The sequence below is a fragment of the Mesorhizobium sp. M2A.F.Ca.ET.043.05.1.1 genome, from assembly GCF_003952445.1.
Classification (GTDB): Bacteria; Pseudomonadota; Alphaproteobacteria; order Rhizobiales; family Rhizobiaceae; genus Mesorhizobium.
In genome coordinates this window covers 3,729,207-3,754,026 of sequence record NZ_CP034446.1, presented here as the reverse complement: position 1 = coordinate 3,754,026, position 24,820 = coordinate 3,729,207, and the positions used below count along the sequence as shown (strand labels likewise).

At 63.7% G+C, this 24,820-nt stretch carries 17 protein-coding genes and 1 tRNA gene; 13 read left to right on the top strand and 5 right to left on the bottom strand.

Annotated elements, in window-relative coordinates:
* Nucleotides 1-271 precede the first annotated feature (271 nt).
* The 4 genes from EJ069_RS18350 (at nt 272) to EJ069_RS18335 (ending at nt 4,374) form a co-directional block, all read left to right on the top strand.
* Nucleotides 272-1,369, top strand: coding sequence for a polyamine ABC transporter substrate-binding protein (locus tag EJ069_RS18350; RefSeq protein ID WP_126062507.1), 1,098 nt, complete (start codon nt 272-274; stop codon nt 1,367-1,369).
* Between the two features lie 78 nt (nt 1,370-1,447).
* Entirely contained in the window at nt 1,448-2,587 is a 1,140-nt protein-coding gene (locus EJ069_RS18345) for an ABC transporter ATP-binding protein (RefSeq protein WP_126062506.1), read from the top strand.
* 9 nt (nt 2,588-2,596) lie between these two features.
* Nucleotides 2,597-3,559, top strand: coding sequence for an ABC transporter permease subunit (locus EJ069_RS18340; protein WP_126062505.1), 963 nt, complete (start codon nt 2,597-2,599; stop codon nt 3,557-3,559).
* Entirely contained in the window at nt 3,556-4,374 is an 819-nt protein-coding gene (locus EJ069_RS18335) for an ABC transporter permease subunit (protein WP_042640957.1), read from the top strand. The genes EJ069_RS18340 and EJ069_RS18335 overlap by 4 nt, the downstream gene beginning before the upstream one ends.
* Nucleotides 4,375-4,407: 33 nt before the next feature.
* Here the strand turns inward: EJ069_RS18335 and EJ069_RS18330 are convergent, their stop codons facing one another.
* Entirely contained in the window at nt 4,408-6,288 is a 1,881-nt protein-coding gene (locus tag EJ069_RS18330; RefSeq protein WP_126062504.1) for an AsmA family protein, read from the bottom strand.
* 266 nt (nt 6,289-6,554) lie between these two features.
* On the opposite strand from EJ069_RS18330, the gene EJ069_RS18325 reads away from it, so the two are divergent.
* Nucleotides 6,555-8,513, top strand: a complete 1,959-nt coding sequence (locus EJ069_RS18325; protein WP_126062503.1) for an acetoacetate--CoA ligase — start codon at nt 6,555-6,557, stop codon at nt 8,511-8,513.
* A 249-nt stretch (nt 8,514-8,762) separates the two neighbouring features.
* Here EJ069_RS18325 and EJ069_RS18320 read toward each other — a convergent pair whose 3' ends face one another.
* Entirely contained in the window at nt 8,763-12,767 is a 4,005-nt protein-coding gene (locus EJ069_RS18320; RefSeq protein ID WP_126062502.1) for a PAS domain S-box protein, read from the bottom strand.
* Between the two features lie 270 nt (nt 12,768-13,037).
* Between EJ069_RS18320 and EJ069_RS18315 the strand changes: the two genes are divergently transcribed.
* Together EJ069_RS18315 and EJ069_RS18310 are read left to right on the top strand one after the other, a co-directional pair.
* Nucleotides 13,038-13,505 carry a phasin gene (locus EJ069_RS18315; RefSeq protein ID WP_126062501.1) on the top strand — a complete coding sequence of 156 codons (468 nt, stop codon included), beginning with the start codon at nt 13,038-13,040 and terminating at the stop codon, nt 13,503-13,505.
* Between the two features lie 333 nt (nt 13,506-13,838).
* Nucleotides 13,839-13,915 (top strand) — tRNA-His (locus tag EJ069_RS18310).
* Nucleotides 13,916-14,225: 310 nt separating this feature from the next.
* On the opposite strand, the gene EJ069_RS18305 is transcribed toward EJ069_RS18310, so the two are convergent.
* From EJ069_RS18305 to EJ069_RS18295, 3 genes are read right to left on the bottom strand one after another with little or no spacing between them, the layout of a single operon-like run.
* Nucleotides 14,226-15,041: an alpha/beta hydrolase gene (locus EJ069_RS18305; RefSeq protein WP_126062500.1), complete on the bottom strand. Its 816-nt coding sequence runs from the start codon at nt 15,039-15,041 to the stop codon at nt 14,226-14,228.
* 8 nt (nt 15,042-15,049) lie between these two features.
* Nucleotides 15,050-16,537 carry an NAD-dependent succinate-semialdehyde dehydrogenase gene (locus tag EJ069_RS18300; protein WP_126062499.1) on the bottom strand — a complete coding sequence of 496 codons (1,488 nt, stop codon included), beginning with the start codon at nt 16,535-16,537 and terminating at the stop codon, nt 15,050-15,052.
* Nucleotides 16,538-16,555: 18 nt separating this feature from the next.
* Nucleotides 16,556-17,782 (bottom strand): iron-containing alcohol dehydrogenase, encoded by a 1,227-nt coding sequence (locus EJ069_RS18295; RefSeq protein ID WP_126062498.1) that lies wholly within the window; start codon nt 17,780-17,782, stop codon nt 16,556-16,558.
* Between the two features lie 221 nt (nt 17,783-18,003).
* Between EJ069_RS18295 and EJ069_RS18290 the strand changes: the two genes are divergently transcribed.
* The 6 genes from EJ069_RS18290 to EJ069_RS18265 all read left to right on the top strand — a co-directional run bounded on the left by EJ069_RS18290 (nt 18,004) and on the right by EJ069_RS18265 (nt 24,776).
* Complete coding sequence (locus EJ069_RS18290; RefSeq protein WP_126062497.1) at nt 18,004-18,702, top strand: GntR family transcriptional regulator; 699 nt, start codon at nt 18,004-18,006, stop codon at nt 18,700-18,702.
* Nucleotides 18,703-18,710: 8 nt separating this feature from the next.
* Complete coding sequence (locus tag EJ069_RS18285) at nt 18,711-20,285, top strand: sugar ABC transporter ATP-binding protein (protein ID WP_126062496.1); 1,575 nt, start codon at nt 18,711-18,713, stop codon at nt 20,283-20,285.
* Complete coding sequence (locus EJ069_RS18280; RefSeq protein ID WP_126062495.1) at nt 20,282-21,274, top strand: ABC transporter permease; 993 nt, start codon at nt 20,282-20,284, stop codon at nt 21,272-21,274. Before EJ069_RS18285 ends, EJ069_RS18280 begins: the two co-directional genes overlap by 4 nt.
* 61 nt (nt 21,275-21,335) lie before the next feature.
* Entirely contained in the window at nt 21,336-22,286 is a 951-nt protein-coding gene (locus EJ069_RS18275) for a substrate-binding domain-containing protein (protein WP_126062494.1), read from the top strand.
* Nucleotides 22,287-22,362: 76 nt separating this feature from the next.
* A complete protein-coding gene (locus tag EJ069_RS18270; protein ID WP_126062493.1) occupies nt 22,363-22,956 on the top strand; it encodes a DJ-1/PfpI family protein in 594 nt (197 codons plus the stop codon).
* Between the two features lie 419 nt (nt 22,957-23,375).
* Entirely contained in the window at nt 23,376-24,776 is a 1,401-nt protein-coding gene (locus tag EJ069_RS18265) for an NAD(P)-dependent oxidoreductase (protein WP_126062492.1), read from the top strand.
* The last annotated feature ends 44 nt before the right edge of the window (nt 24,777-24,820 follow it).

Sequence of the window (24,820 nt, the reverse complement as noted above, 5' to 3'; positions counted from 1 at the left end):
ACAGGCGTATCTTGCCAAGTGTCTCTGCCGGCCTGACTAGGGCCGGATCACATCGTCGTATCTCTGCCCACGCCACGGCAAACGCCGCTGACGCCGCCCGGGTACCTTACAGGGGCACCCTGCGGGAGGTCTTTGACCACCGACCGGCAACCCGGCGCAGCGCCGACAGGTCGCGCTTGTTGCCCTCCGGAAAGCCCAATAGTCTGAAATCAATGCCGCGCCGTCATATCGCGACGAGCCGGCAAGGGAACACTCACCAAAGGAGAACATCATGATCCGTAAAGCGCTCTGGCTTTCGGCGACGTCGGTATTTCTGACGCTTTTCACTGCGGGCGGCCATGCCGAGGACCGCGTTGTCAACGTCTACAACTGGTCGGACTATATCGATAGCTCGATCATCGACGACTTCACCAAGAAGACCGGCATCAAGGTCGTCTACGACACCTTCGATTCCAACGAGATCCTCGAAACGAAGCTGCTGGCCGGCGGCAGCGGCTACGACGTCGTCGTGCCGAGCGCCAACTTCCTGGCGCGCCAGATCCAGGCGGGCGTGTTCCAGAAGCTCGACAAGTCGAAGCTGCCGAACATCTCCAACATGTGGGACGTCATCTCCGAGCGCACCGCCAAATACGATCCGGGCAACGAATACTCGGTCAACTACATGTGGGGCACCGTCGGCCTCGGCTATAACGTCAAGAAGGTGACGGCCGCGCTCGGCACCGACAAGATCGACAGCTGGGATGTTTTCTTCAATCCGGACAAGCTGGCCAAGCTGAAGGATTGCGGCGTCTATGTGCTGGATTCTCCCGCCGACATCATTCCGGCGGCGCTGAAATATCTCGGCCTCGATCCCAACAGCACCTCGCCGGATGACATTGCCAAGGCCGAGGAAGCGTTGCTCAAGGTCCGCCCCTACATCCGCAAGTTCCATTCGTCCGAATACATCAACGCCTTGGCCAATGGCGACATCTGCCTGGCGATCGGCTGGTCGGGCGACGTCTTCCAGGCGCGCAACCGCGCCGAGGAAGCCAAGCAGGGCGTCGAGATCGGCTATTCGGTGCCGAAGGAAGGCGCCCAGATGTGGTTCGATCAGATGGCGATCCCGGCGGACGCGCCGCATGTCGCCGAAGCGCTCGAGTTCATCAACTACATGATGACCCCCGAAGTCATCGCCAAGTCGTCGAACTACGTGCTCTACGCCAACGGGAACAAGGCTTCGCAGCAGTTCATCGACAAGGCGATCCTGGAAGATACTTCGGTCTATCCAGATGCCGAGACGATCAAGAAGCTCTATACCGTTAAGCCATATGATCCAAAGACACAGCGCGTCATCACGCGCACCTGGACCAAGATCGTCACCGGTCAGTAAGCATTGAGATACGACCCCGGCAGCCAACTGCCGGGGTCGCTTTCTTTTGGGGAATCAAAAGGTAACGGAGTGGGGATCATGAAATCGCTTGGCAGCATCCGCAGGGATTTCGCGCCATGGAACGACCCGAACGCCAAGCCATACATCCAGTTCGACAAGGTCACCAAGAAGTTCGGTGAATTCACCGCCGTCAACAATCTGTCGCTGACCATCTTCGAGCGCGAATTCTTCGCGCTGCTCGGCGCGTCCGGTTGCGGCAAGTCGACCCTGCTCAGGATGCTCGCCGGCTTCGAGGAGCCGACGGCGGGCCGCATCCTGCTTGATGGGCAGGACCTGCGCGGCATCCCGCCCTACAAGCGGCCGGTCAACATGATGTTCCAGTCCTACGCGCTGTTCCCGCATATGACGGTGGAGAAGAACATCGCCTTCGGCCTCAAGCAGGAAGGCATGCCGGGACCCGATATCGAAAAGCGCGTCGCCGAGATGCTGAAGTTGGTCAAGCTCGAGCCGTTCGCCAAGCGCAAGCCGCATCAGCTCTCGGGCGGCCAGCGCCAGCGCGTGGCGCTGGCCCGCTCGGTCGCCAAGCGGCCGAAGGTTCTGCTGCTTGACGAACCGCTCGGCGCGCTCGACAAGAAGTTGCGCGAGGAGACCCAGTTCGAGCTGATGGACCTGCAGCAGGAGCTCGGCCTCACCTTCGTCGTCGTCACCCACGACCAGGAAGAAGCCATGACCATGGCCGATCGCATCGCCATCATGGACAAGGGCGAGGTCATGCAGGTCGCCACGCCTGCCGAGATATACGAGGCGCCGACCTCGCGTTTCGTGGCGCATTTCGTCGGCAACGTGAACATGTTCGAGGGCAAGGTTGCCGAGCATACGGCAAACGCGACGCGCATCACCGGCGCGACCGGGGCTGAGATCGTCGTCGACAATGGCGGCAAAGCCGCTGCCGGCTCCGACATCGTCTTCGCGATCCGGCCGGAAAAGATCAAGGTCTCCTCGAAGAAGCCCGCCGATGCCGTCAATGCGCTGGAAGGCGAGGTCTATGACGTCGCCTATCTCGGCGACATGACCGTCTATCACATCAAGCTCGATGACGGGCAAATCGTGCGGGCGAGCGCGCTGAACGCCTCGCGCGTAACCGAGGATCCGCTGACCTGGAACGACCGCGCCTGGGTCTCCTTCCGGCCTGATGCCGGCGTCGTGTTGACCAGGTAGGAGGCTGAGATGACCGATATCGCAGCGACTGCCGCCCCGTCGACGGAAACCGCAACACTGCCGGCGAGGCTGGCGAAGGGCTTCGTCAACCGCCTCGTCATCATCATCCCCTATCTCTGGCTGCTGTTCTTCTTCCTCATTCCCTTCATCATCGTCTTCAAGATATCGCTGTCGCAGACGGCGATCTCGATGCCACCCTATACGCCGGTGCTCGACTTCAGCGACGGCATCTCGGGATTCCTCGCCGGCTTCCGCGAGCTCAACTTCGACAACTACACCTGGCTCATCCAGGATGCGCTCTATTTCAACGCCTATGTGACGAGCCTGATCATCGCGGCGATCTCGACGATGCTCACCCTGATCGTCGGCTATCCGATCGCCTATGGCATGGCGCGAGCCCCGGCGACGATCCGTCCGACCTTGCTGATGCTGGTGATCCTGCCCTTCTGGACCTCCTTCCTGATCCGCGTCTACGCCTGGATCGGCATCCTCAAGCCCGAAGGGCTGCTCAATCAGTTGCTGATGTCGCTGCACATCATCAGCCAGCCGCTGGTGATCTTGAACACCTACACGGCGATCTTCATCGGCATCGTCTATTCCTACCTGCCCTTCATGGTGCTGCCGCTCTATTCGTCGCTTGAGAAGATGGACTATTCGCTGGTCGAGGCCGCGGAGGATCTTGGCTGTCCGCCGATCGGCGCCTTCTGGAAGATCACCTTCCCGCTGTCGCTGCCCGGCGTCGTCGCCGGCTGCCTGCTGGTGTTCATCCCGGCCGTCGGCGAGTTCGTCATTCCCGACCTTCTCGGCGGCTCGCAGACGCTGATGATCGGCAAGACGCTCTGGAACGAATTCTTCTCCAACCGCGACTGGCCGGTCTCCTCGGCGGTGGCCGTCATCCTGCTTCTGGTTCTGACCATCCCGATCATGTTCTTCCAGCAGGCGCAGGCAAAGGCACAGGAGCAGGGCAGATGAACTCGACCTGGAGCCGCTTCAACATCACCTCGATCGTGCTGGGCTTTGCCTTCCTCTATCTGCCGATCGTGCTTTTGATCGTCTTTTCCTTCAACGAGTCCAAGCTCGTCACCGTCTGGGGTGGCTTCTCGACCAAATGGTACGTGTCGCTGTTCCACAATCAGGGCCTGATGGACGCCACCTGGGTGACGGCGCGCGTCGGCGTCATCTCGGCGACGGTGGCGACGGTGCTCGGCACGCTCGCCGCCATCACGCTGACGCGCTACACGCGCTTCAGGGGGCGGGTGCTGTTCTCGGGCATGGTCTTCGCGCCGCTGGTCATGCCGGAGGTCATCACGGGCCTGTCGCTGCTCTTGCTCTTCGTCGCCGTCGGGCTCGACCGCGGCTTCTTCACGGTCACGCTCGCGCACATCACCTTCACCATGTGCTTCGTCGCCGTCGTCGTGCAGTCGCGGCTGGTCTCGTTCGATCGCTCGCTGGAGGAGGCCGCGATGGATCTCGGCGCGCCGCCGGTGAAGACCTTCTTCCAGATCACCTTGCCCGTCATCCTGCCGGCGATCATCTCCGGCTGGATGCTGGCTTTCACGCTCTCGCTCGACGATCTGGTCATCGCGAGCTTCTCCTCGGGTCCGGGCGCCACCACGCTGCCGATGAAGATCTACAGCCAGGTGCGTCTCGGCGTGACGCCGGAAATCAACGCTGCCTGCACCATCCTGATCGCGGTCGTGGCTGTCGGCGTCATCATCGCCTCGATCGCCAACAAGCGTCGCGAGATCCAGCGCCAGCTCGACGAGCAGGCCGCGCAACGCGGTTGAGCAGTTGGGTTCGGGGACGCTTTGGGCCGTGCCTTACTGGCCCGAAACGCCGGGAGCGATCGGCGAGATGAACGGCGCGCTCCAGTTGCCGCCGACGAAGAACAGCGACTGGTTCGGCTGAGCGGGAGTCGGACTGGCTGCCTGACCGTTGGCCTGCTGGGGCTGCTGTGCCGGCTGTCCGCTAGGCACCACGCCGCCCGAGAGCGCCAGTCCGCGTCCGGCATAGGAGGCGATGCCCGACAGCCAGATCTTGTATTTCTGCGCATTGATCTCGGCCTTGTCGAGGCGCGCCACGCCTTTCGAGATGCTTGCCTTGATCTCGGCGCCATCGATCGGCAGCGAACCATTGCCGACGTCGTCAAGCGCGAAGAAGCCGCCTTGCTGGTTGCGCTTGAGGAAGGCCGGTAGGTCGAGCCCGTTGAGCGTGCCCGGCCCGAACGTCGCCGAGAACGATCCGTCGGCATTCTCGAAAATCGAATTCCACGCCTTGCCCGGTCCCTTGAGGATAACCGACACCGTGCCGGTGCCGGCCGGCACCAGCCGCGTCATTCCCGCCGCGGTGGCAAAGGCGCCCGTATCCACATCCGACGCCAGGAGCCGCAGCTCGACCTGCGTGCCTTCAGGCTTGCGGTCGAAGCGCAGGCTGCTCTGGATGGTGCCGTTGAAGGCCGACGCGTCGGATATATCGAAGACGGCAAGGCCGTTCTTGACCTGCGCGGTCGCCGCGACGTCGGCCAGCTGCACCGGTCCCGCCATGGCATGCGCCGCCGACAGCCTGAGGTCGAGGTTGATGCGGTCGGCGAAGCTGGTGTCGATGTCGCCTGGGCCGGCCTCGCCGGTGGGCGCGACGGGCGTGAAGGCCGACAGGAAAGATCTCAGATCCAGCGTGTCAAAGGCGAGCGTGCCGGCGATCACTGGGCGCCCTTCGGCGAAGGAGAAATCCAGCGCACCCATGCCCGGATTGTTGTTCAGGGTGACGGTCGTGTTCTCGAATTTCGCGCGCCCCGCCGAGGCGTTCACCTTGCTGGTGACCGAGACCGCACCGATCGCGGCGCCCGGCGCGAGGCCGGCCTGCGACCACTCCAGCACGCGCCGCAGCGACGGCGCGACGAACTTCGCCTGGCCATCCAGATAGGCATTGTCCGACATCGAGGCCGTTCCGTCGAAGGAGAATGTCGCTGGCGCCGCTTTGAAGGAGAGGGTGACAGGCGCTGCTCCCCCGGCAAACAGCACCAGCGGTTTAGCCGAGGAGAAGTCGAGTTGCACGGTCTCGCCGCGCCAGATTCCGGTCGCGGTCAGCGATGCATCGCTGTTCATAGCCTCCCAGTTCACCTGGCCGCTCAGGCTGCTCAGGATTTCGGCGTCCTTGCCGTCGGCCGTCGTCACGACGCGGCCATCGCGGAACTCGACGGTGCCGAACGGATCGGAAGGCAATCTGCCGAGGTCGGGCTTCTGCGGGTTGGCGGCGACCACGCCGCGCGCGGTATCGATCGAGCGCGTGATGCGCCCGCCGGTCGGAAAGGGTGGCAGATAGAAGCCGCTCGCCATGCGCTGCACCCTGATCGTCGGGCGCACCAGCCTTGCGGTCGAGAAGGCGACGTCGCCCTGCAGGGCTGCCATGGCCGAGAGATCGACTTCCACGCGATCGGCCTCGACCACCGGCGGCGCGTCGGTCTCTGTCCATTGCGACAGGGTCACGTCGCTGAGAACGGCCCGGAACTTCGGCCACACCTCGATGCGCGGCGAGCCGTCGATCGTGACCCTGAAGCCGCTCCAGGCGCTCAATTCCCAGGCGATGCGGTCGCGCACGATGCGGGTCGAGGCAATCAGCGGCAACGCCGCGACCGCGAGCGCGATGACGAGCACGGCAACGCCGATCGCCCACACCCCGCGCCGGATCAAAGATGATGGCATTTCGCCCCGTATGCTTCTATTGCCGACAAAATCGCCCGACGGGTGTAACCGAGCGCCGACGCTTTTCAAGTCTTTATGGCCTTGCGATGGCATTTGCGCAGGGACGGCCATGGGTCGCGCGAACAAAATCTTGCTCTGCTGCGCTGCAATATGCATAAGCGAACCGTACGACCCCGGTCCACGGTTGCGCGCCGTTTTTGGAACGATGGCATAGGCGATGTTGAGCTTAACTGGCTCGTTCGCGACGCGCTTTGGGAGGAGCGATCATGGCCGCCGACACACCTTTGTGGACCCCGACGCAGGAGCGGATCGACGCAGCGCCTCTAACCGCGTTCATGAAGGCCGCGGCAGCGAAGGCCGGGGAGGCTTTCTCCAGCTATGCGGACCTTCACCGCTGGTCGATCGAGGATCGCGAAGCTTTCTGGAGCCTGGTCTGGGATTTCTGCGGGCTTGTCGGCGACAAAGGCGAGCGGGGCCTCATCGACGGCGAGCGGATGCCCGGCGCGGCTTTCTTTCCTGACGCCAAGTTGAACTTCGCCGAGAACCTTTTGCAGAAGACCGGCGGCGGCGAGGCCATCGTCTTTCGCGGCGAGGACAAGGTCGAGCGCCGGCTCTCCTGGAACGAGCTTCACGCTCTGACCTCGCGGCTGCAGCAGCTTTTCCTGTCGCTCGGCGTCAAGGCCGGCGACCGCATCGCCGCCATGATGCCGAACATGCCAGACACCATCGCCGCGATGCTGGCGGCGAGCTCGATCGGCGCGGTATGGTCGTCCTGCTCTCCCGATTTCGGCGAGCAGGGCGTGCTCGACCGGTTCGGCCAGATCGAACCGGTCGTCTTCATCGCGCCGGACGGCTATTGGTACAACGGCAAGGCGATCGAGGTGGCCGACAAGATCCGCGCCGTGGCGGCCAAGCTCACCACACTGCGCAAGGTGCTGATCGTCGATTATCTCGGCACCTCGGCCGACGTCGCCGCCACCATCGACGGGGCGACGGCGCTCGAAGAAGCGCTCTCGCCATTCGCCGCCAGGACGGTCAGCTTCGAGCGGCTGCCTTTCGCGCATCCGCTCTACATCCTGTTTTCCTCGGGCACGACCGGCATCCCGAAATGCATCGTGCATTCGGCCGGCGGCACGCTGATCCAGCACGTCAAGGAGCACCGTTTGCATGCGGGCCTGCTCGACGGTGATCGCCTGTTCTATTTCACCACCTGCGGCTGGATGATGTGGAACTGGCTGGTCACGGGCCTCGCCTCGGGCGCTTCGCTTTTGCTCTATGACGGCTCGCCTTTCTACCCCGACGGCAATGTGCTGTTCGATTTCGCCGACGCCGAGCAGATGACCTATTTCGGCACCTCGGCGAAGTTCATCGATTCTGTTCGCAAGGCAGGGCTCAAGCCGATCGCGAGCCACGATCTGTCCAGCGTGCGCACCGTCTCCTCCACCGGCTCGCCGCTGTCGCCGGAGGATTTCCGCTTCGTCTATGACGGCATCAAGAAGGACGTGCATCTGGCCTCGATCTCGGGTGGCACCGACATCGTGTCCTGTTTCGTGCTCGGCGTTCCCACCGAGCCTGTCTGGAGCGGCGAAATCCAGGGACCTGGTCTCGGCCTGGCGGTCGATGTCTGGGACGACGACGGCAAGCCTGTCCGGCAGGAGAAGGGCGAGCTTGTCTGCACGAAAGCCTTCCCGTCGATGCCGATCGGCTTCTGGAATGACCCCGAGGGCAAGAAGTATCACGCCGCTTATTTCGAGCGCTTCGACAATGTCTGGTGCCATGGCGATTTCGCCGAATGGACGGCGCATGGCGGCATGATCATCCACGGCCGTTCGGATGCGACGCTCAATCCGGGCGGGGTTCGGATCGGCACGGCCGAGATCTACAACCAGGTCGAACAGATGCCGGAAATCCTCGAGGCGCTCTGCATCGGCCAGGATTTCGACAATGATGTCCGTGTCGTGCTGTTCGTGCGGCTGGCCGCCGGCGTTGGCCTGGACGAGGATCTGGAAAAGCGCATCCGCGCCAGGATCCGCACCGGCGCCAGCCCGCGCCATGTGCCGGCCAGGATCGTCGCCGTCACCGACATCCCGCGCACCAAGTCCGGCAAGATCACCGAACTCGCGGTGCGCGACGTGGTTCACGGCCGTGCCGTCAAGAACAAGGAAGCGCTTGCAAACCCGGAAGCGCTGGAGCTGTTCCGCAACCTGCCGCAGCTGGCGGGCTGACGGGCGGCATGGTTAACGAAATCCTTCCAGCGAATTTACCTAGATTTCACGGGTGGTACACATTCGTAAATTTTTCCGCGGCCCGGTAAGGACTTGTTAAGGGACGACCCCGATAGTCGCATGTAACTTGAGGGAGAAATCCCGTTCCTCGTCCCCTGAGGTTCAGCTCAAGCCCCCGTTGTGACAGCATCCCATTTCTCAAGGCGTCCTCCCGGACGCCTTTTTCTTTGGCCGGAACCGAGGACGATCTTATTCGGCGAGCACGCGGGTCGAGGGGAAGGCGACCTCGACCAGGGTTCCTTCGCCCGGCGTCGAGGTGATGGCGAAGCGGGCGCGGTTCGCTTCCACCATGGCCTTGGTGAGAGGCAGGCCGAGGCCAGTGCCGTCGCCGCGTCCGCGCTTCAGCGCATTGATCTGCTTGAACGGCTTCAGCGCCTGCTCGATCTCGGCCGGGGTCATGCCGATGCCGGTATCGCGCACGCGCATGACGACATCGCCCGAGGCTTCGTAAGCGGTCGAGACGATCACCTGGCCGCCGGCCTGGGTGTAGCGGATGGCGTTGGACAGGATGTTGAGAGCAATCTGGCGCACGCTTCGCAAATCCGCCACCACTTCCGGCAGCCGCGAGGCGAAGCTGGACCGGATGATGACGCGCTCACGATTGGCCTGCGGCTGCATCATCGCCACCGTCTCGGCCAGCGTGTCGTTGAGCGACACCGCCTCGTAATCCATCTCCTGCTGGCCGGCCTCGATCTTCGAGATATCGAGCAGGTCGTTGACGAGGTCGAGCACATGATTGCCTGACCGGTTGATGTCGCGCAGGTAGTCGCGATAGCGGTCGTTGGCGATCGGACCGAATTTCTCGTCCACCATCAGCTCGGAAAAGCCGATGATGGCGTTGAGCGGCGTGCGGATCTCATGGCTGATGCGGGCCAGGAAATCCGTCTTCTGCGAGGACGCGCGCTCGGCAACCGCGCGTGCCTGGGTCAGGTCTTCCTCGGCCCGCTTCCATTGAGTGATGTCGCGCACCACGGCGCAGAAGCCGCTGTCGTTCGGCAGCCTGCCGATGGTCATGAACAGCGGGATGAAACGTCCCTGCGCCTCGCGGCCGATGACCTCGCGGCCGTCATTCAAGACACTCGCCACGCCCGGCTCCGAAAGGCCCGCGAGATAGTCGCGCGCTGCGCGCTGGCTTTCGATGGCGAACAGCGAGGCAAAGGGCTTGCCGGCGACCTCGTCGCTGTCGAAGCCGAAAAGGGCTTCCGCCGGCCGGCTGATCGAGCGGATGTTGCCGTCGCGGCCGATCAGCACGACGCCGTCCGTGGCGGTGTCGATGATGGTGCGCATCTCGGCGATGCGCGATTTCAATTCCGGCACGTCCGGCTGCAGCGCCGGCTCGTCATTGGCGGCGGTGAAATGCGCGGCATCGTCCTCGCCGGAGCGCCGCACCACCAGCATCAGCGCCTTGCCGCCCCGCCATGGCACCGAACGAAGCAGGGCTTCGATGGGAAATTCCTGGCCCTGGCGGCTCTTGAGCTTCAGCGAGTGGTCGCTTTCGTCCGCGGCGGCATCCTCGGCATAGGGATCGGCAAACAACGCGCCCAGGCCGCCCGCATCCGCGAGATCTTCCAACACATCGTAGCCGGTGAGCTCGAGGAAGGCTTCATTGGCGTAATGGAGCTCGTCACCCGAATGGATGAGCAGCGGCACCGGCAGCCTGGCGAGGATGGACGTATCGGGCGCCTTGGCTTCCTCTCCGGTCGAAAAGGCGGAGGGCACAAAGCCTGCGAGTTTCAGCGGCGGCACGTCCGGGCGTGGCCGCGCCGGCGTTACCGGTTCTTCCGCGGCCGTCGCCGCGTCGGCGTCGGAGCCGGCCCAATCCTCGCTGTCTTGCGCATCGCGGAAATCGTCGGCGGTCATGCTGTCATCATCCGCCGTCGCATCGCGCGCCGGCTTTTCGGCGACCGGCTCGGTCGCTGGCCGTTCGACCGGCTGCCGCGCCTCGGAATCGGCACGCTCGGCCGCCTGCCGGGTGGCCGCTGCTCGGTTGTCCTCGGAAGTAGGTTCGACGCCGGCTTCTTCCCCGGATTTCTCACCATCGGCGTAGCTGAGCAGCGAGCCGGAAGCGGCCGACGTCACCGTCTTGCCGGCGTCGCCCGTCGCAGCGGCGTCATCGATACCGTCGAGCCTCGCCAGGTCTTCCTGGTCTTCCGCCTCGGTCTGTGCTTCCGCGGTCTCCGCATCGGCCTTCGCGTCGACGGTTTCCGAGGCTTCCGGCGCGGGTGCCGGCGTCGCTTCCTGCGCGGGGTTCTCGTGCGCCGACCCTTCAAGCGCCGTTGTCTGGTTTGCCTCGGCCTTCGTTGCGACGGCGGGCTCTTTCGCCGTTGCTTCGTCCTTGCCGGCAACAACCGCATCGGCCTGCTTGCCGGCTTCGGCGGCGCTCGGCTCTGCAGGCAGGGAATTGTCCTTGCGCAGCCGCTCACCGATCTCGCGGAAGGCGCTGCGCTCGAGGATCGACAGGCTCTTCTGACTTGCGGGCGTGTCGCTCCCCGGCTGCTTGTCGTTGGCCGGCTGGCGGTGCTCGGCCAGCCTTATCACCTTGTCGGCGAAGCGCCTCTCCGGCTTCGGCACGATGCTCAGCGCCGGCACTTCGCCCTGGAACGGATCTGCGGGCTTTGGCTGTTCCGGCTGCGCCTGCTCCGCGGCTGGCTGCTCGACCGACGGCTCGCTCCCGGCAGGCGCGGCATTAGGCACCAGCGCCATGCCGAGCGCTTCGGGATCGACCACGGCGTCGGCCGGGCGCGCGACGCCAAAGCCGCGAAAACCCTCGAAGGCGCGGCTGCGGCCGTAGACGGGCAACGCCGCCAGATCGACCGGTATCTTCAGATCTGTTCCGGCCACCGGCCACAGCACCGATCGGCCTGACCAGGTGTCGCGCCGCTCGAGCAGACCGGCGATCTCGCCCGAGGTGTCGAGGCCGAAGATGGTGGCGACGTCCTTGAAGCGGCGGCCGATCACATCGGCGGCGGGCTGGCCGACGATGTCTGCGAATTCGGGCGACAACGCGCTGAATTTGCCGTCGGCGTCGGTGCGCCAGACGAAGCGCAGGGCTGGCGCCGAACGGTCGATGCCGCGGGGCAGGGCTGGCCGCGACGGCATGATGGTTTCGCGCGCGGCCGTCTCGCCAGCACCCGGCCGCAGGCCTTCGGCCGCGACGGCCTCCTTCGGCTCATCCTTCGCCGGCGCTGCCGGTTGAGCCTGCCCCGCGTCATCGTCGCCGGCGTTGAAATACCAATGGTCATGTTGGCCGGCGCCGGCGTCCGCGGCCTGTTGGCTGGGCTCGGCGGCATTCACGTGATGATTGGTCCGGCTTCCAGCGTCAGTCGGTGCATCGCCTTCAGCAGGCTCCGGGACCAGCTTGGCCTGTTCGCCGGCCGTTACGGCCGGCACAGGGCTATTGTCCTGGACCGGCCGGGGTTCGGGCTCGGCGGCCAGGCTTTCACCCGACAGCGTGGCCGCAACGGTGCCTGGCGTCGCGACTCGCTCACCATCGGGCCGAGAGCCCTGGCCGGCGGCCGGCTGTTCGCCGTCGAGCTGGTCTTCATCGATCACCACCAGCAGATGCCGTGTGTCCGTGAGCCGCGCGAAACCGGCCGGGTAGGAAGTGCCACTGCCAGGCACAAGGCGCTTGACGACACGGTCGCCGCTGCTTGCCACATCCGCAACCAGCGCAGCCAGGGTCCGCGGCTCGATGCCGAGCGCCGCGAAGCCGTCCGAGGCCGCTTCGACGCTGCCTTGCGCGTCGACGAAGGCGATGAAATGCCCGGCCTCGGTAAAACCGCCGATGGCGCGGCCGGCGATTTCACCGGCGCTGCGTGAGCCGGTCTGCGCCGCCGGCACCGCCAGCATGATTGCCTTCTCGCCGTCCGGCATCGTTACGGCGCTGGCCAGGAAGCCCACGGCCCGGCTCACCATGCCCGTGGCCAACCTCACCGTGATGGCACGGTCGCTGCCAATCTCGGGAAAGCCGCTGGTCGCCATGATCTGCCGCCTGGCGATCAGCGGCAGCCGCGCCGATGCGCCGATGATGGCCTCGATATCCGGATAGCCGAACACCGACGCCCCCGGTCCGTTCGCCCAGATCACCTGCTCGAGGTCGGCCGACAAAATGGCCAGGGCGTCGCCAGCGGCAAAGCGCTGACGCACCGCGTCGAGCACGGCGACGTCGAGGAAGGAGTAGTTTTCAGGCGGCATGCGCTGGGCAACCCTCCGGAGCGGGCATTTCAGTTAACGCTTTGTTAATAAAAGCCCGCGGTCCGAAGGTCCACAAGCCCTGGCTTGCATAGGTCGAAATCTCTGGGCTCTTGGTTAACGGCCCAGCGGCTGACGTTACGGTTGACGTGAGGGAAGATTTTATGGTGCGGTGCAACAAACATGTTGCAATGCACAAAAAAACCTCTATATTGCCACCATACATGAACGAGACGGCTTTCTGTCAAAGCCGCTATGCCGAAAGGTTGGAAAATGTCCAAGACCACCTCTAAGACCGCTGCCGAGACCATCGAAAACGTTGAATTCCCGAGCTTCGACGCTTCCAAGGCCACCGACCAGATCCGCGCCTTCGCCGAGAAGGGCGTCGAGCAGTCGAAGGAGGCCTATGCCAAGCTGAAGACCGGGGCCGAGGAGACCCAGAAGGTTCTGGAGTCGACCTACGAGACCGCCAAGGCCGTCTCCAGTGACGTTTCGCTCAAGGCCATCGCCGCGCTGCGCGCCAATGCCGAAGCCGGCTTCTCGCACCTTGAAGCCCTGGTCGGCGCCAAGACCCTTTCGGAAGTCGTCGAGCTGCAGACCGCTTTCCTGCGCAAGCGCGCCGAATTGGCCGTGGAGCAGGCCAAGGAGTTCCAGGCCGTCGCCACCAAGGCGGTCGAGGATGTCTCCAAGCCGGTCAAGAGCGCCTTCGAGAAGGCGATCAAGGACGTCAAGGCTGCCTAATTTTCGCGCACAACCCTGCGCTGCATCAAAACGTCGCATTTCGTCAGACAAATAGTTATGCGATAGAGTTGAGTAACCAGATACCCGGAAGCGGAACCTCCTCCCTCTGTTCCGGGGTGACCAGCCAGCACCTCCTCCCGCTGGCTCGTAACAGGAAAAGGCCGGCACCTCCTCCCGCCGGCCTTTTCTTTTGCCTTATGAAAGGTGCGATGAGGACAACCCGTCCTTTGCCTTATTAAGGGCCTTGAATTAGAATTCGATAGCCCGTATTGGACGCATCGCCAACGATGGAGCGCATCCTCGAGATTCCTGGATAGCGCTCGCCTGGAATGTGCCGTTGTAGCTCAGTTGGTTAGAGCACCAGATTGTGGATCTGGGGGTCGCTGGTTCGAGCCCAGCCAACGGTACCACCGCCCTCTCGCGTAAGTAACTGATTTTTCGATTTAAATTGGAAGGTTCGATCGTAAGCTTCGCATCTGCTTGCGATTTTGCCCCACAAATTGTGCTCCCTATTGTGGTGCGGACGGATGGTAGGGACGAACGCGCGAAGAGCGCGCTCTGGTCGCTGCTTCCTCCTCCATCATAATGGCCTACTGCGATCGCGCACCTTTCGATCCGGATTTACACGTCGCCGTCCATGGAAGTTCTCGAGCAGGACGCGTCATAACGTTGACGGATCACGTTCGTGAAGCTCTCTTATCGCTGGCGGCGATATGGCCTTCATACGCCCAGCAGGCGAGCCAGGGATGATGCGGCCCCGGTGCCGGCGATGCCAAGGTCGCGGACGCTGCTCATGTGGTTGGCCCCTGCAAGGCTTGTGCGCGAGACGGCAAGCCCTTGCCCTTCGAAACGCTCCGCAAGCGTGGCGGCCTGGCTGTGGAAGGGCGGCGTTTCCTCGGCGCCGACGGATATCTCGACCGCCACGCCCGGATCGAAGCGGTGATTTATCGGCGAGAACCGCTCAACCTCGTCGTCGGTGATCGCGATCTCGGCCGCGAGAAACGACTCCTGCAACGGTCTTAGATCGTAGATACCGCCGAGCAGGAGCGCGCCTTTGATGCCTGAAGGCCGGGTGTTGTCGTCAAAGAGCATCGTCGCGAGATGCGCCCCCGCGGAATGGCCGCTTACCGTCAGGTGGTCGGGATCGCCGCCATAGCTCGCGATATGGTCGTCTATCCATTGCCTCGCGCGGCGTATTTGATCGACGATCGTCGCCATTCTCACGCTCGGCATCAGTGCGTAATCCACGATGACGGCAATCGCTCCGGCGTTGGTGACGGTGTCCGCTACGTAGGAATAGTCGCGCTTGGAGAACATGCGCCAGTAGCCGCCATGAATGAACATGTGCACCGGCAGGTGATCGCGTTTGCCCTGCGGGAAGAACAGGTCGACGGTCTCCGTGCCGTTCGGTCCGTATGGCACGTCGGCGGCCATCGGGACCTTGGCCCTGGTCTCGGCGCTGCGCCGGACGATCTCGGCGACGATGTCGTCGAACTCGGGGACATGGTCGCGAATACGGAATGGATCTTTCACCATCTGTCTCATCAGATCGTCACGGCGATGTATTTCGCCTCCATGAACTCGGCGATGCCGTGCTTCTGGCCGCCCTCGCGCCCAAGCCCGCTCTGCTTGATGCCGCCGAATGGCGCGGCAGGGTCCGACATCAGGCCGCGATTGAGCGCGATCATGCCGGACTCGATCTTCGACGCCATGCGCATGCCTTTCGCAAGATCGCGCGTGTAGATATAGGCGGCAAGGCCGTATTCGGTATCGTTCGCCTTTGCGATGACCTCCGCCTCGTCCTCGAAGCGGCTGATTGGCGCCACGGGACCGAATATCTCCTCATGAGCCATGGCGGCGTCGGCCGGCACGTCGCTCAGCACCGTGGGCGGATAGAAAAATCCTCGGCCCTCGGCGACCGCGCCGCCGCACAGAATCTTGGCGCCGCGCGCGACCGCGTCCTGGACAAGCCGATCGATCTTGTCCACGGCTTTCCTGGTGATCATCGGTCCGCATTCGGTTTCCGAATCCGTGCCCGGGCCGATGGCGAGCGCCGCCATGCGTTTGCGCAGGCCTTCGGCGAATGCGTCATGGATGCCAGCCTGGACGTAGAGCCTGTTGGCCGCCGTGCAGGCCTCTCCGGCGTTGCGCATCTTGGCGATCATCGCGCCGTCGAGCGCCGCTTCGAGATCGGCGTCGTCGAGCACGATGAACGGCGCATTGCCGCCAAGCTCCATCGAGCAGGAAATGACCTGCTTCGCCGCCTCGGCAAGAAGCACGCGACCGATGCCGGTCGAGCCGGTGAAAGAGAGCTTCCGCACCCGCGCGTCGGCCAGCATGGCCGCAGTCACCGGCCCCGGATTTGAAGTGGTGATGACGTTGACGACGCCCGGCGGCACGCCGGCTTCCTCGTAGAGGGCGGCAAGCGCGTAGGCCGTCAGCGGCGTCTCGCTGGCCGGCTTCAGGATGACGGTGCAGCCGGCGGCAAGGGCCGGCGCGATCTTGCGTGTGGCCATCGCCGCAGGGAAGTTCCACGGTGTTATCAGAACGCAAATGCCGATGGGCTGGTAGTCGACCACGATCCGGTTAGCGCCCGACGGCGCAAGGCCGAACTCGCCGCTGATGCGAACCGCTTCCTCCGCGTTCCAGCGGAAGAACTCGGCCGCATAGGCAATTTCGCCGCGCGCGTCGCGCAGGGCCTTGCCGTTCTCCAGCGAAATCAACGCGGCCAAGGTCTCGGCACGTTCGGTCATCAGCTCGAAGCAGCGCCTCAGGATCTCCGACCGCTTGCGCGGCGGGGTCTCGCGCCAGCCCGCCGCTGCCTGTGCCGCCGCCTCGACCGCTGCCGCGGCGTCGGCGAGCGTCGCGTCCGGAACCGCGGCGATCACAGCTTCGGTCGACGGGTCGACCACTTCGATGACACGGCCATCCGAGGAGGGGCTCCATTTCCCGCCGATATAGAGTCCATGCGAAAACGCGGCATATTCAGTCATGTCGGGATCCTGGTCGAATAGGTCTATCGAAATGTTCATGGGCTTGGGCTCCGTCCCTCACACGGTCACGGCGGACATATCGCCGCTGTAAGCAGCCCTGACCAGGCGCTGCATCGCGGGCAGGTCGAAGGGGCGGGGATTGTTCTTGATCAGCCGGTCGATGCCGAGCGCCTGTTCCGCCGTCCAGTCGATCTTGTCCTCGGCAAGACCGAGGTCAGCCAGTGTCCGGGTGATGCCGATGGCGTTGAACAGTCGCGCGACTTCCGTGATTGTGGCATCGGCCAGCTGACCGGCATCGCGGTCCTGGCGCGGCAGGCCAAGCGCAATGCCGATTTCCGCGATATCCGAGCTTGCCGCCGACAGGTTGTAGCGCATCACATAAGGAAGCATCGTGGCGACGCCCAGGCCATGCGGCGTGTGGGTGAGCGCGCCGACCGGGTACTGCACCGCATGGGCGGCGGCGGTTCCCGCCGTGCCGAAGGCGCAGCCGGCGGCCAACGCTCCCATCATGACATCGGCCCGTGCATTTTCGTTCGACCCGTCGCGATAGGCTGCTTCGAGGCTGCGGCCGAGGAGCCTGATCGCCAGAAGGGCGAAATGATCGGTCAGCGCGCTCTTGCCGACGAAGACATGGCGTTGCGCCAGATCGGCATCGGCGCCGCGTCTTGCCGCGGTGAAGGCCTCGATCGCATGCGTCAGCGCGTCGGCGCCGGCGATGGCGGTCAGTGATGGCGGGCAGGTCGCCGTCAGGTCCGGGTCGCACAGAGCAACCGCGGCGATGAGATGCGGGCTGGAGATACCGACCTTCAGCGTCCGCTCCGGGTCGGAGATCACCGCGACGGGAGTGACTTCGGAACCCGTGCCGGCCGTGGTCGGCACAGCGATAAGGGGAAGGGTGGGGCCCGGCACTTTGAACTCACCATAATAGTCCTGGAGCTTGCCGCCATGGCTGATGAGCAGCCCGGCGCACTTGGCCATGTCGAGGCAGCTGCCGCCCCCGACGCCGATCACCATGTCCGGCCTGAATCCCTTCGCCTCCGCGATACAGGCGCCGACGCTGTCGCGCGGCACATCCGGCAAGGTGCGGTCGTGGACGAGCGTGTCGATCCCGGCAGCCTTCAACCCATCGAGCATCTCGATGAACTCAGGCGTGCCGGCGAGCCTTTCGTCGGTGCAGATGAATGCGCGCCGGCCATATCGCCCGGCAATGGCCGGCAGCGCATGGCGCTGACCCTTGCCGAAGAGGATTTCGCGCGGCAGGCGCGCGGCTGCAAAGAGGGTCATGGACTGAGATCTTTCGAAAGAGACTGATGAAAACGTCGTGATCATCGGTAGGGGCGGCCTTCAGTTCGGACGCCGGTGCTTCGTCGGCTTCTGCCCGCGTCGTTGAGTGCGGAGTGCGGTTCCTAGCCCATCCGTTCGTATCCCCTATAAAATCGTATAGGATATCCTATTGAATTGGCCGGAGCATCATGTTAGGGCTTGCTCCTGTCAAGAGGAAACCGATGGAAAATCCCGACCTGACGGTTGAAACCGAAACTCGCTCAAGCGGCCGCATCCAGCGCGCCAACAGCTTGGCGGGCGATGTTTACGAAGCAATCTTCGCGCAATTGATGTCGCTGAAGATTCCGCCGGGATCACGCATTACCGTCGACAACCTCGTCAGGGAATTCGACGTTTCACACACGCCCATCCGCGAAGCGCTCGGGCGGTTGGAGGGCGAGGGCCTGGTGGTCAAGACCCACCTGATCGGCTATCGCGCGGCCCCGCAAATCACCCGGCGCCGGTTTGACGAGCTGTACGAGCTGCGCCTTCTGTTGGAGCCCGCTGCCGCCGCCAAGGCTACGGCAGCGCTGGACGAAGAGCGCCTGGCGGTGTTGCAGGAAGCGGCGGGCGTGATGGCGCGGCGGGTGGGGAAGGACGAGCGCCTGCGCTATTCCAACTTCGCGCGGCAGGACGCGATCTTCCACGACAAGATCATGGAGTTCGCGCAGAACGAGCTCATCCGCGAGACGCTGAATCACCAGCATACGCACTTCCATATCTTCCGCTTGATGTATCACTCGCGCGTCACCGAAGAAGCGCTGGACGAGCATGAGGCGATTCTCGCTGCTTTCGCGGCCGGCGACGCGCATGCCGCCGAGAAGGCGATGCACGTGCACATTGAGAATTCGCGGGCCCGCCTCCTGCCCGCCTTCGAGTAATTGCTCCCATGTCCATTGCCGCTCGCATCGACGGAGATAGCGCTGTTGCGCCCGCAGCCGGCATCCCGGTTGGCCCTGCGGTGTTGCGCGCCGAGGGGCTGTCCAAGCAGTACGGCGCCGTCACCGTGCTGTCGGATGTCACGCTCGACATCCAGCCCGGCGAGATTCATGCGATCATCGGCGAGAACGGCGCCGGCAAGTCGACATTCATGCGGCTGCTGTCCGGCTACATCGAGCCGACTGAAGGCACGTTGTCCATGGCGGGGCACCGGGTGCGCTTCAGCAGGCCGGACCAGGCTCAGGCCGCCGGCATCGCCCTGGTGCATCAGGAGATCCTGCTCGCCGATGCGCTGAGCGTCACCGACAATCTTTTCCTCGGCCGCGAGCTCACCAAGGGTGGCCTTGTCGATGATGCCCGCATGCGCCGCCTCGCTGCGGCAAAGCTCGCGGAGCTGGGCTGCGAGGTCTCGGCCACGTCTCTCGTGCGCGACATCTCGCTGGCGGATCGCCAACTGGTGCAGATAGCCCGCGCCTTGCTCGATGAGCATCGGGTGGTCATCTTCGATGAGCCGACAGCCGTGCTGACGGGGGGAGAAGTCGAGCGTCTCCTCACCATCATCTTCGAACTCAAGGCACGCGGCATCGCGGTCCTCTATATCAGCCACCGGCTCGACGAGGTGCAGCGGCTGGCCGACAAGGTCAGCGTCCTGCGCGACGGCAAATTGGTTGGCACCTATCCGGGCCATACACTGACGCAGATCGACATGGCGCGGCTGATGGTGGGCCGCGAGCTCAACGCTCTTTATCCCCAAAAGCAGGCGGCGCGGACAAACGAGCCGATGCTGAGCGTGCGGAACGCCGTGGTTCCGGGCTTCGTCGAGGACGTCTCGTTCACCGTGCACAAGGGCGAGATTCTCGGCTTCGCCGGAATGATCGGCGCCGGGCGAACGGAGCTGTTCGAAGGAATGCTCGGACTCCGGCCGGGAACCGCTGCGGTCGAACTCAACGGTGCTCCGGTTCGGATACGCTCCCAGCGCGAAGCCATGGAAGCCGGCATCGGTTATCTGACCGAGGACCGCAAGGGCAAGGGCCTGCTCCTGCAGGAGCGTCTCGGGCCGAACCTTACTCTGTCCGCCCTCACCAGCTTCCATCCCGGTCTCATCGTAAGACGCGATCGCGAAGCGCGGGCCTTGGCGCAGGCAATCTCCAGCTACGACATCCGCCTGAAGAGCCTTGGCGCGCGGGCCGGGCAGCTCTCCGGCGGCAACCAGCAGAAGCTTCTGCTCGCCAAGGTGCTCCTGACCGATCCGTCCGTCGTCATCATCGACGAGCCGACCCGCGGCATCGACATCGCCAACAAGGCGCAGATCTACGGCTTCATCCAGGATCTCGTGAGGCAGGGCAAAGCCTGCATCGTCATTTCCTCGGAGATGCAGGAACTGGTGGGCATCTGTGACCGCGTCATCGTCATGCGCGAGGGCAGGATCAGCGGCGAAGTCTCGGGCGAAACGATGACCGAGAGCAACATCGCGCTGCTGGCAACCAGCTCGCGTGCGCACGTCGCCCAGGGAGGAACAAAGTGACAGCGCTTACCCAGTCCGCGCCGGCGCGAAGCGAGCGGCAATACCAATTCTCATGGGCCGACGCCGGCCCGTTTCTTGCTCTTGCGGCGCTGCTTGCGCTGGGATTCCTGGTCAATCCCGACTTCCTGTCTGCAACAAACCTCAGCAACGTGATCACGCGCAGTGCCTATGTCGCCATCATCGCCGTTGGCGCGACATTCGTTATCTCCTCGGGCGGCCTGGACCTGTCCGTGGGCTCGATGGTGGCTTTCATTGCCGGCATCACCATCATGTTCATGAACATGATGGCGCCGAGCCTCGGCCTCTGGGCCATTCCGGCTGGGATGGCGATCGCGGTCGTGACGGGGCTGCTGTGCGGCCTGGCGAATGGCGTCATCGTCACCGTAGGCAAGATTGAGCCGTTCATCGCCACGCTCGGCACCATGGGCATCTTCCGCGCGCTTATCACCTACATGACGAACGGCGGCACCATCCCGATCGACAAGTCGCTGCGCGAGGCATACCGGCCGGTCTATTTCGGAACCCTGGGCGGGATCCCAATTCCCATCCTGATCTCCGCGATCGTCGCGGTGCTTGGCGCCTTTGTCCTCTACAAGACCAAATATGGCCGCAGATGCGCCGCCGTCGGCGCCAACGAGGACGTGGCGCGCTATTCAGGCATCTCGGTCATCAAGACGCGCACCATAGCCTATGTCATCCAGGGCGCGTGCGTCGCCATCGCGGCCATCTGCTACGTGCCCAGGCTTGGCGCCGCCACGCCCACCACAGGACAGCTCTGGGAGCTGCAGGTCATCACCGCCGTCGTCATCGGCGGAACGGCGCTTCGCGGCGGCAAGGGACGCATCTGGGGCACGATCGCCGGCGCGGTGATCCTGGAACTGATCGCCAACCTGATGGTGCTCTCCGACTTCGTTTCCGAATACCTCGTCGCCGCGGTTCAGGGCGTCATCATCATCATCGCCATGCTCGTGCAGCGCTTCTCCAAATAATCCGTCTCGGGACCGGGCGGGTGCCTGTGTTTGATTGGTCCTCATCTCTGGGAGGCTTGTAATGTTCAGTAGAAAATGGTTTGCGGCCGTGGCCATCGGCGCTTTGATGGTCGCCGGCCAGGCGCTGGCGGCCGACAAGAAGGTGGTCGCCGTGTCAATCCCGGCCGCGGACCATGGCTGGACGGCTGGCGTGGTCTATCACGCCCAGGCCGCCGCCAAGGAAATCAACGCGGCCTTTCCCGATGTCGAGGTGGTGGTGAAGACCTCGCCGTCCGCGGCCGATCAGGTCAGCGCGCTGGAGGACCTTTCAGCCAGCCGCAAGCTCGATGCGCTGGTCATCCTGCCCTACACCTCGGAGGAACTGACCCAGCCGGTCAAGGCCATCAAGGACATGGGCACCTTCATCACCGTCGTCGACCGCGGCCTGACCGATGCCTCGATCCAGGACCTCTACCTGGCCGGCGACAACATCGCGGTTGGCGCCAACACGGCGAAGTTCATGATCGACAAGCTCGGCGGCAAGGGCGACGTGGTAGTGCTGCGCGGCATCCCGACCGTGATCGACGACGAGCGCATCAAGGGTTTCCAGGACACGATCAAGGGCACCGGCATCAAGGTGCTCGACATCCAATACGCCCATTGGAACAGCGACGAGGCGTTCAAGCTGATGCAGGATTACCTCGCCAAATATCCGCAGATCGATGCCGTCTGGGCCAATGACGACGACATGCTTCTCGGCGTGCTCGAGGCGGTCAAGCAGTCGGGCCGCACCGACATCAAGCTGGCGCTTGGCGGCAACGGCATGAAGGACATCGTCAAGAAGGTGATCGACGGCGACGCCGTGACGCCCGTCGAGACGCCTTATCCGCCTTCGATGATCAAGACGGCCGTCTACATGACTGTGGCCAACCTGATTGGCCAGGCTCCGGTTCGCGGCCACGTCAAGCTCGATGCGCCGCTGATCACCCAGGCCAATGCCAAGGAATACTACTTCCCGGATTCTCCGTTCTGACAATCGGCAAACCGAACTTTGCGACAGCCAGGGCGCGGCAGCGCCTTGGCATTCCCAAAAATCGAAAGGACAAGTCATGCCAGCCAAGAAGATACTGATGCTGACCGGTGAGTTCACCGAGGAATACGAAATCTTTGTCTACCAGCAGGCGATGGAGGCCGTCGGTCACGTCGTCCACGTCGTTTGCCCCGACAAGAATGCCGGCGACGTGATCAAGACCTCGCTGCACGATTTCGAGGGCGACCAGACCTATACCGAGAAGCTCGGCCATTATGCGCTGATCAACAAGACGTTCGCCGACGCGGAGAAGCAGCTCGATCAGTACGACGCCGTCTATTGCGCAGGCGGCCGCGGGCCGGAATATATCCGTACCGACAAGCGCATTCAGGCGATGGTGCGTCATTTCCACGAAACGAAGAAACCGATCTTCACCATCTGCCACGGCGTGCAGATCCTGATCGCGGTTGATGGCGTCGTGCGCGGCAAGAAGGTCGGTGCGCTGGCGGCCTGCGAGCCGGAAGTGACGCTCGCCGGCGGCACCTATATCGACCTGTCTCCGACGGAGGCTTATGTCGACGGCACGATGGTTTCGGCCAAGGGCTGGACGGCTCTCGCCGCCTTCATCCGGGAATGCCTGAAAGTGCTCGGCACGGAAATCCGGCACGGGTAAAGCATGTCTCCCGAAAGTGGGAACCGGTTTCGGGATAAAGACATGCGCAAATCAAAAACCTAAAGCGCATGGGGCAATCTGAAAAATCGCGACGCGCTTTAGGATCTGACGGGACGCAGAAAGACTTGGAGCAGGTGGCCGATTCCAGACGGAAGGCGCACCGCTCCAAGTACACGACGATTCCAATCGTTCATCTGTCGAAGAGTGGCTGTTCTTCGACGGCAGCGGAACCCGAGATTATCGAATCCGGCCGGCTTTCCGGCCGACCAACCGATGGTCGGTCTGTCGCCGCTCAGAGCCGACAGATTCTAGACTCCTGCGGTAAATCTCTCGCTTGCGACCCGGATATGCCGTTTCACGTTGCTCCATCGCATAACGGATTGGAGTAGCTGGAGACAGCTGCACGGAAACGACGCCTCATGACATCAGCCAATATTCTGATCTGCGATTTTGTCGGCCTCCGGTTTGGGGCCGATGGCAATCCCGACCATAGCGAGGTCAAGGCCTACATCGAAGCCAAGGGTGGCGTGTTCCACCAGACAGGCATCGCCAAGGCCCGCGCGCCTGACCCCGGCAAGCTGCATTTCTTCTACCAGCCGCAATTGAGCACGCGCGACGAATTGCTGGCCGAGGCCGGCGACGGCCGCTACGACGCACTCATCGCCGCCGCGACCTTCATTCCGGCCGAGACCAGATTCCGCCTTGGCGGCGTGCGCATCGGCGCCGGCACCGGCAATATGGGCTCGGCATCCTGGGGCGGCGGCAGCGGCGAAGGCGGCGAAGCGCCGCTGATGAACACGCCCGGCATCAACAGCCGCGCCACCGCGCAAATGGCCATGAAGGCGCTGCTGAAAGTCAGGCCGGACCTGCCAGTGGACAGATTGAACAGCCTCGTCGCCGGCGGGCAGTTCGATACGGGAAAGGACCTGCGCCATTATCCGACCGAGAAGCTCGAAGGCAAAAGACTGGCGGTGATTGGCTATGGCAATATCGGCCGGGAATTCGCCAGGCTCGGCCAGGCTTTCGGCATGCGGGTCGCCATTCATGCACGGCCCCGTCACCAAAAATGGATCGAGCTGGAAGGCTTCGACTACGCCGCAACCATGGAAGACGCGGCGCGCGGCGCCGACGCGCTTTCGGTCCACCTTGGCCTCGGTGCTTTCGATCCCGGCGCGCAACGATACGCCAATGCCGGATTGATTGGAGATGAAGTCCTCTCTCTCCTCAACCCCGGCGCCGTGCTTGTCAACTATGATCGCGGCGAGCTGGTCGATGTTGCCGCGCTGGAGCGCGCGCTGGCGTCAGGGCGCGTTTCCCATGCGGCGATCGATGCGGATCTGTTCAGGGACGGCGGCACGCTTTCAGGCCCGATGCTGCCTTATCTCAAACTGGTCGAAGCCTATGGCCCGCGTCTGGAACTTCTCCCCCATGCCGCGGCCGACACCGATCATCCCTCTCGCGTCGCGGGCGCCAAGCAGGCGGTCGACCAGATCCATGCGGTCATCACCGAGCGTCAGGTCACCAATCTGAAAGGCTCGCTGCCCCCGGGTTTCGTCGACATGGGAGCGAAAATCCCTCCCGGTATCGGCGGCATTACGCCCCGGCACCTCGCGGCACTCGCCGCGGACCAGGCGCTTGCCGCCGGCTTGGCCGGTGCGGGCGCTGTCGTGGCCGGATTCTGGGAGCGTCTTCTGGCTGCGTCCGCCCAAGAACGCCAGGCGCTGCTCTCTTCGGAAGGCGAGGTTTTCATCGAGGCAGCGAACCGGCTGTCGACCTTGCTGCGCGAACATCATCTTTCCGGGCCGTTTACTTCAAAATAATCGAACCCGGTTGGGCCGCCGGGCCATTGCATTGGAGCTGTCCC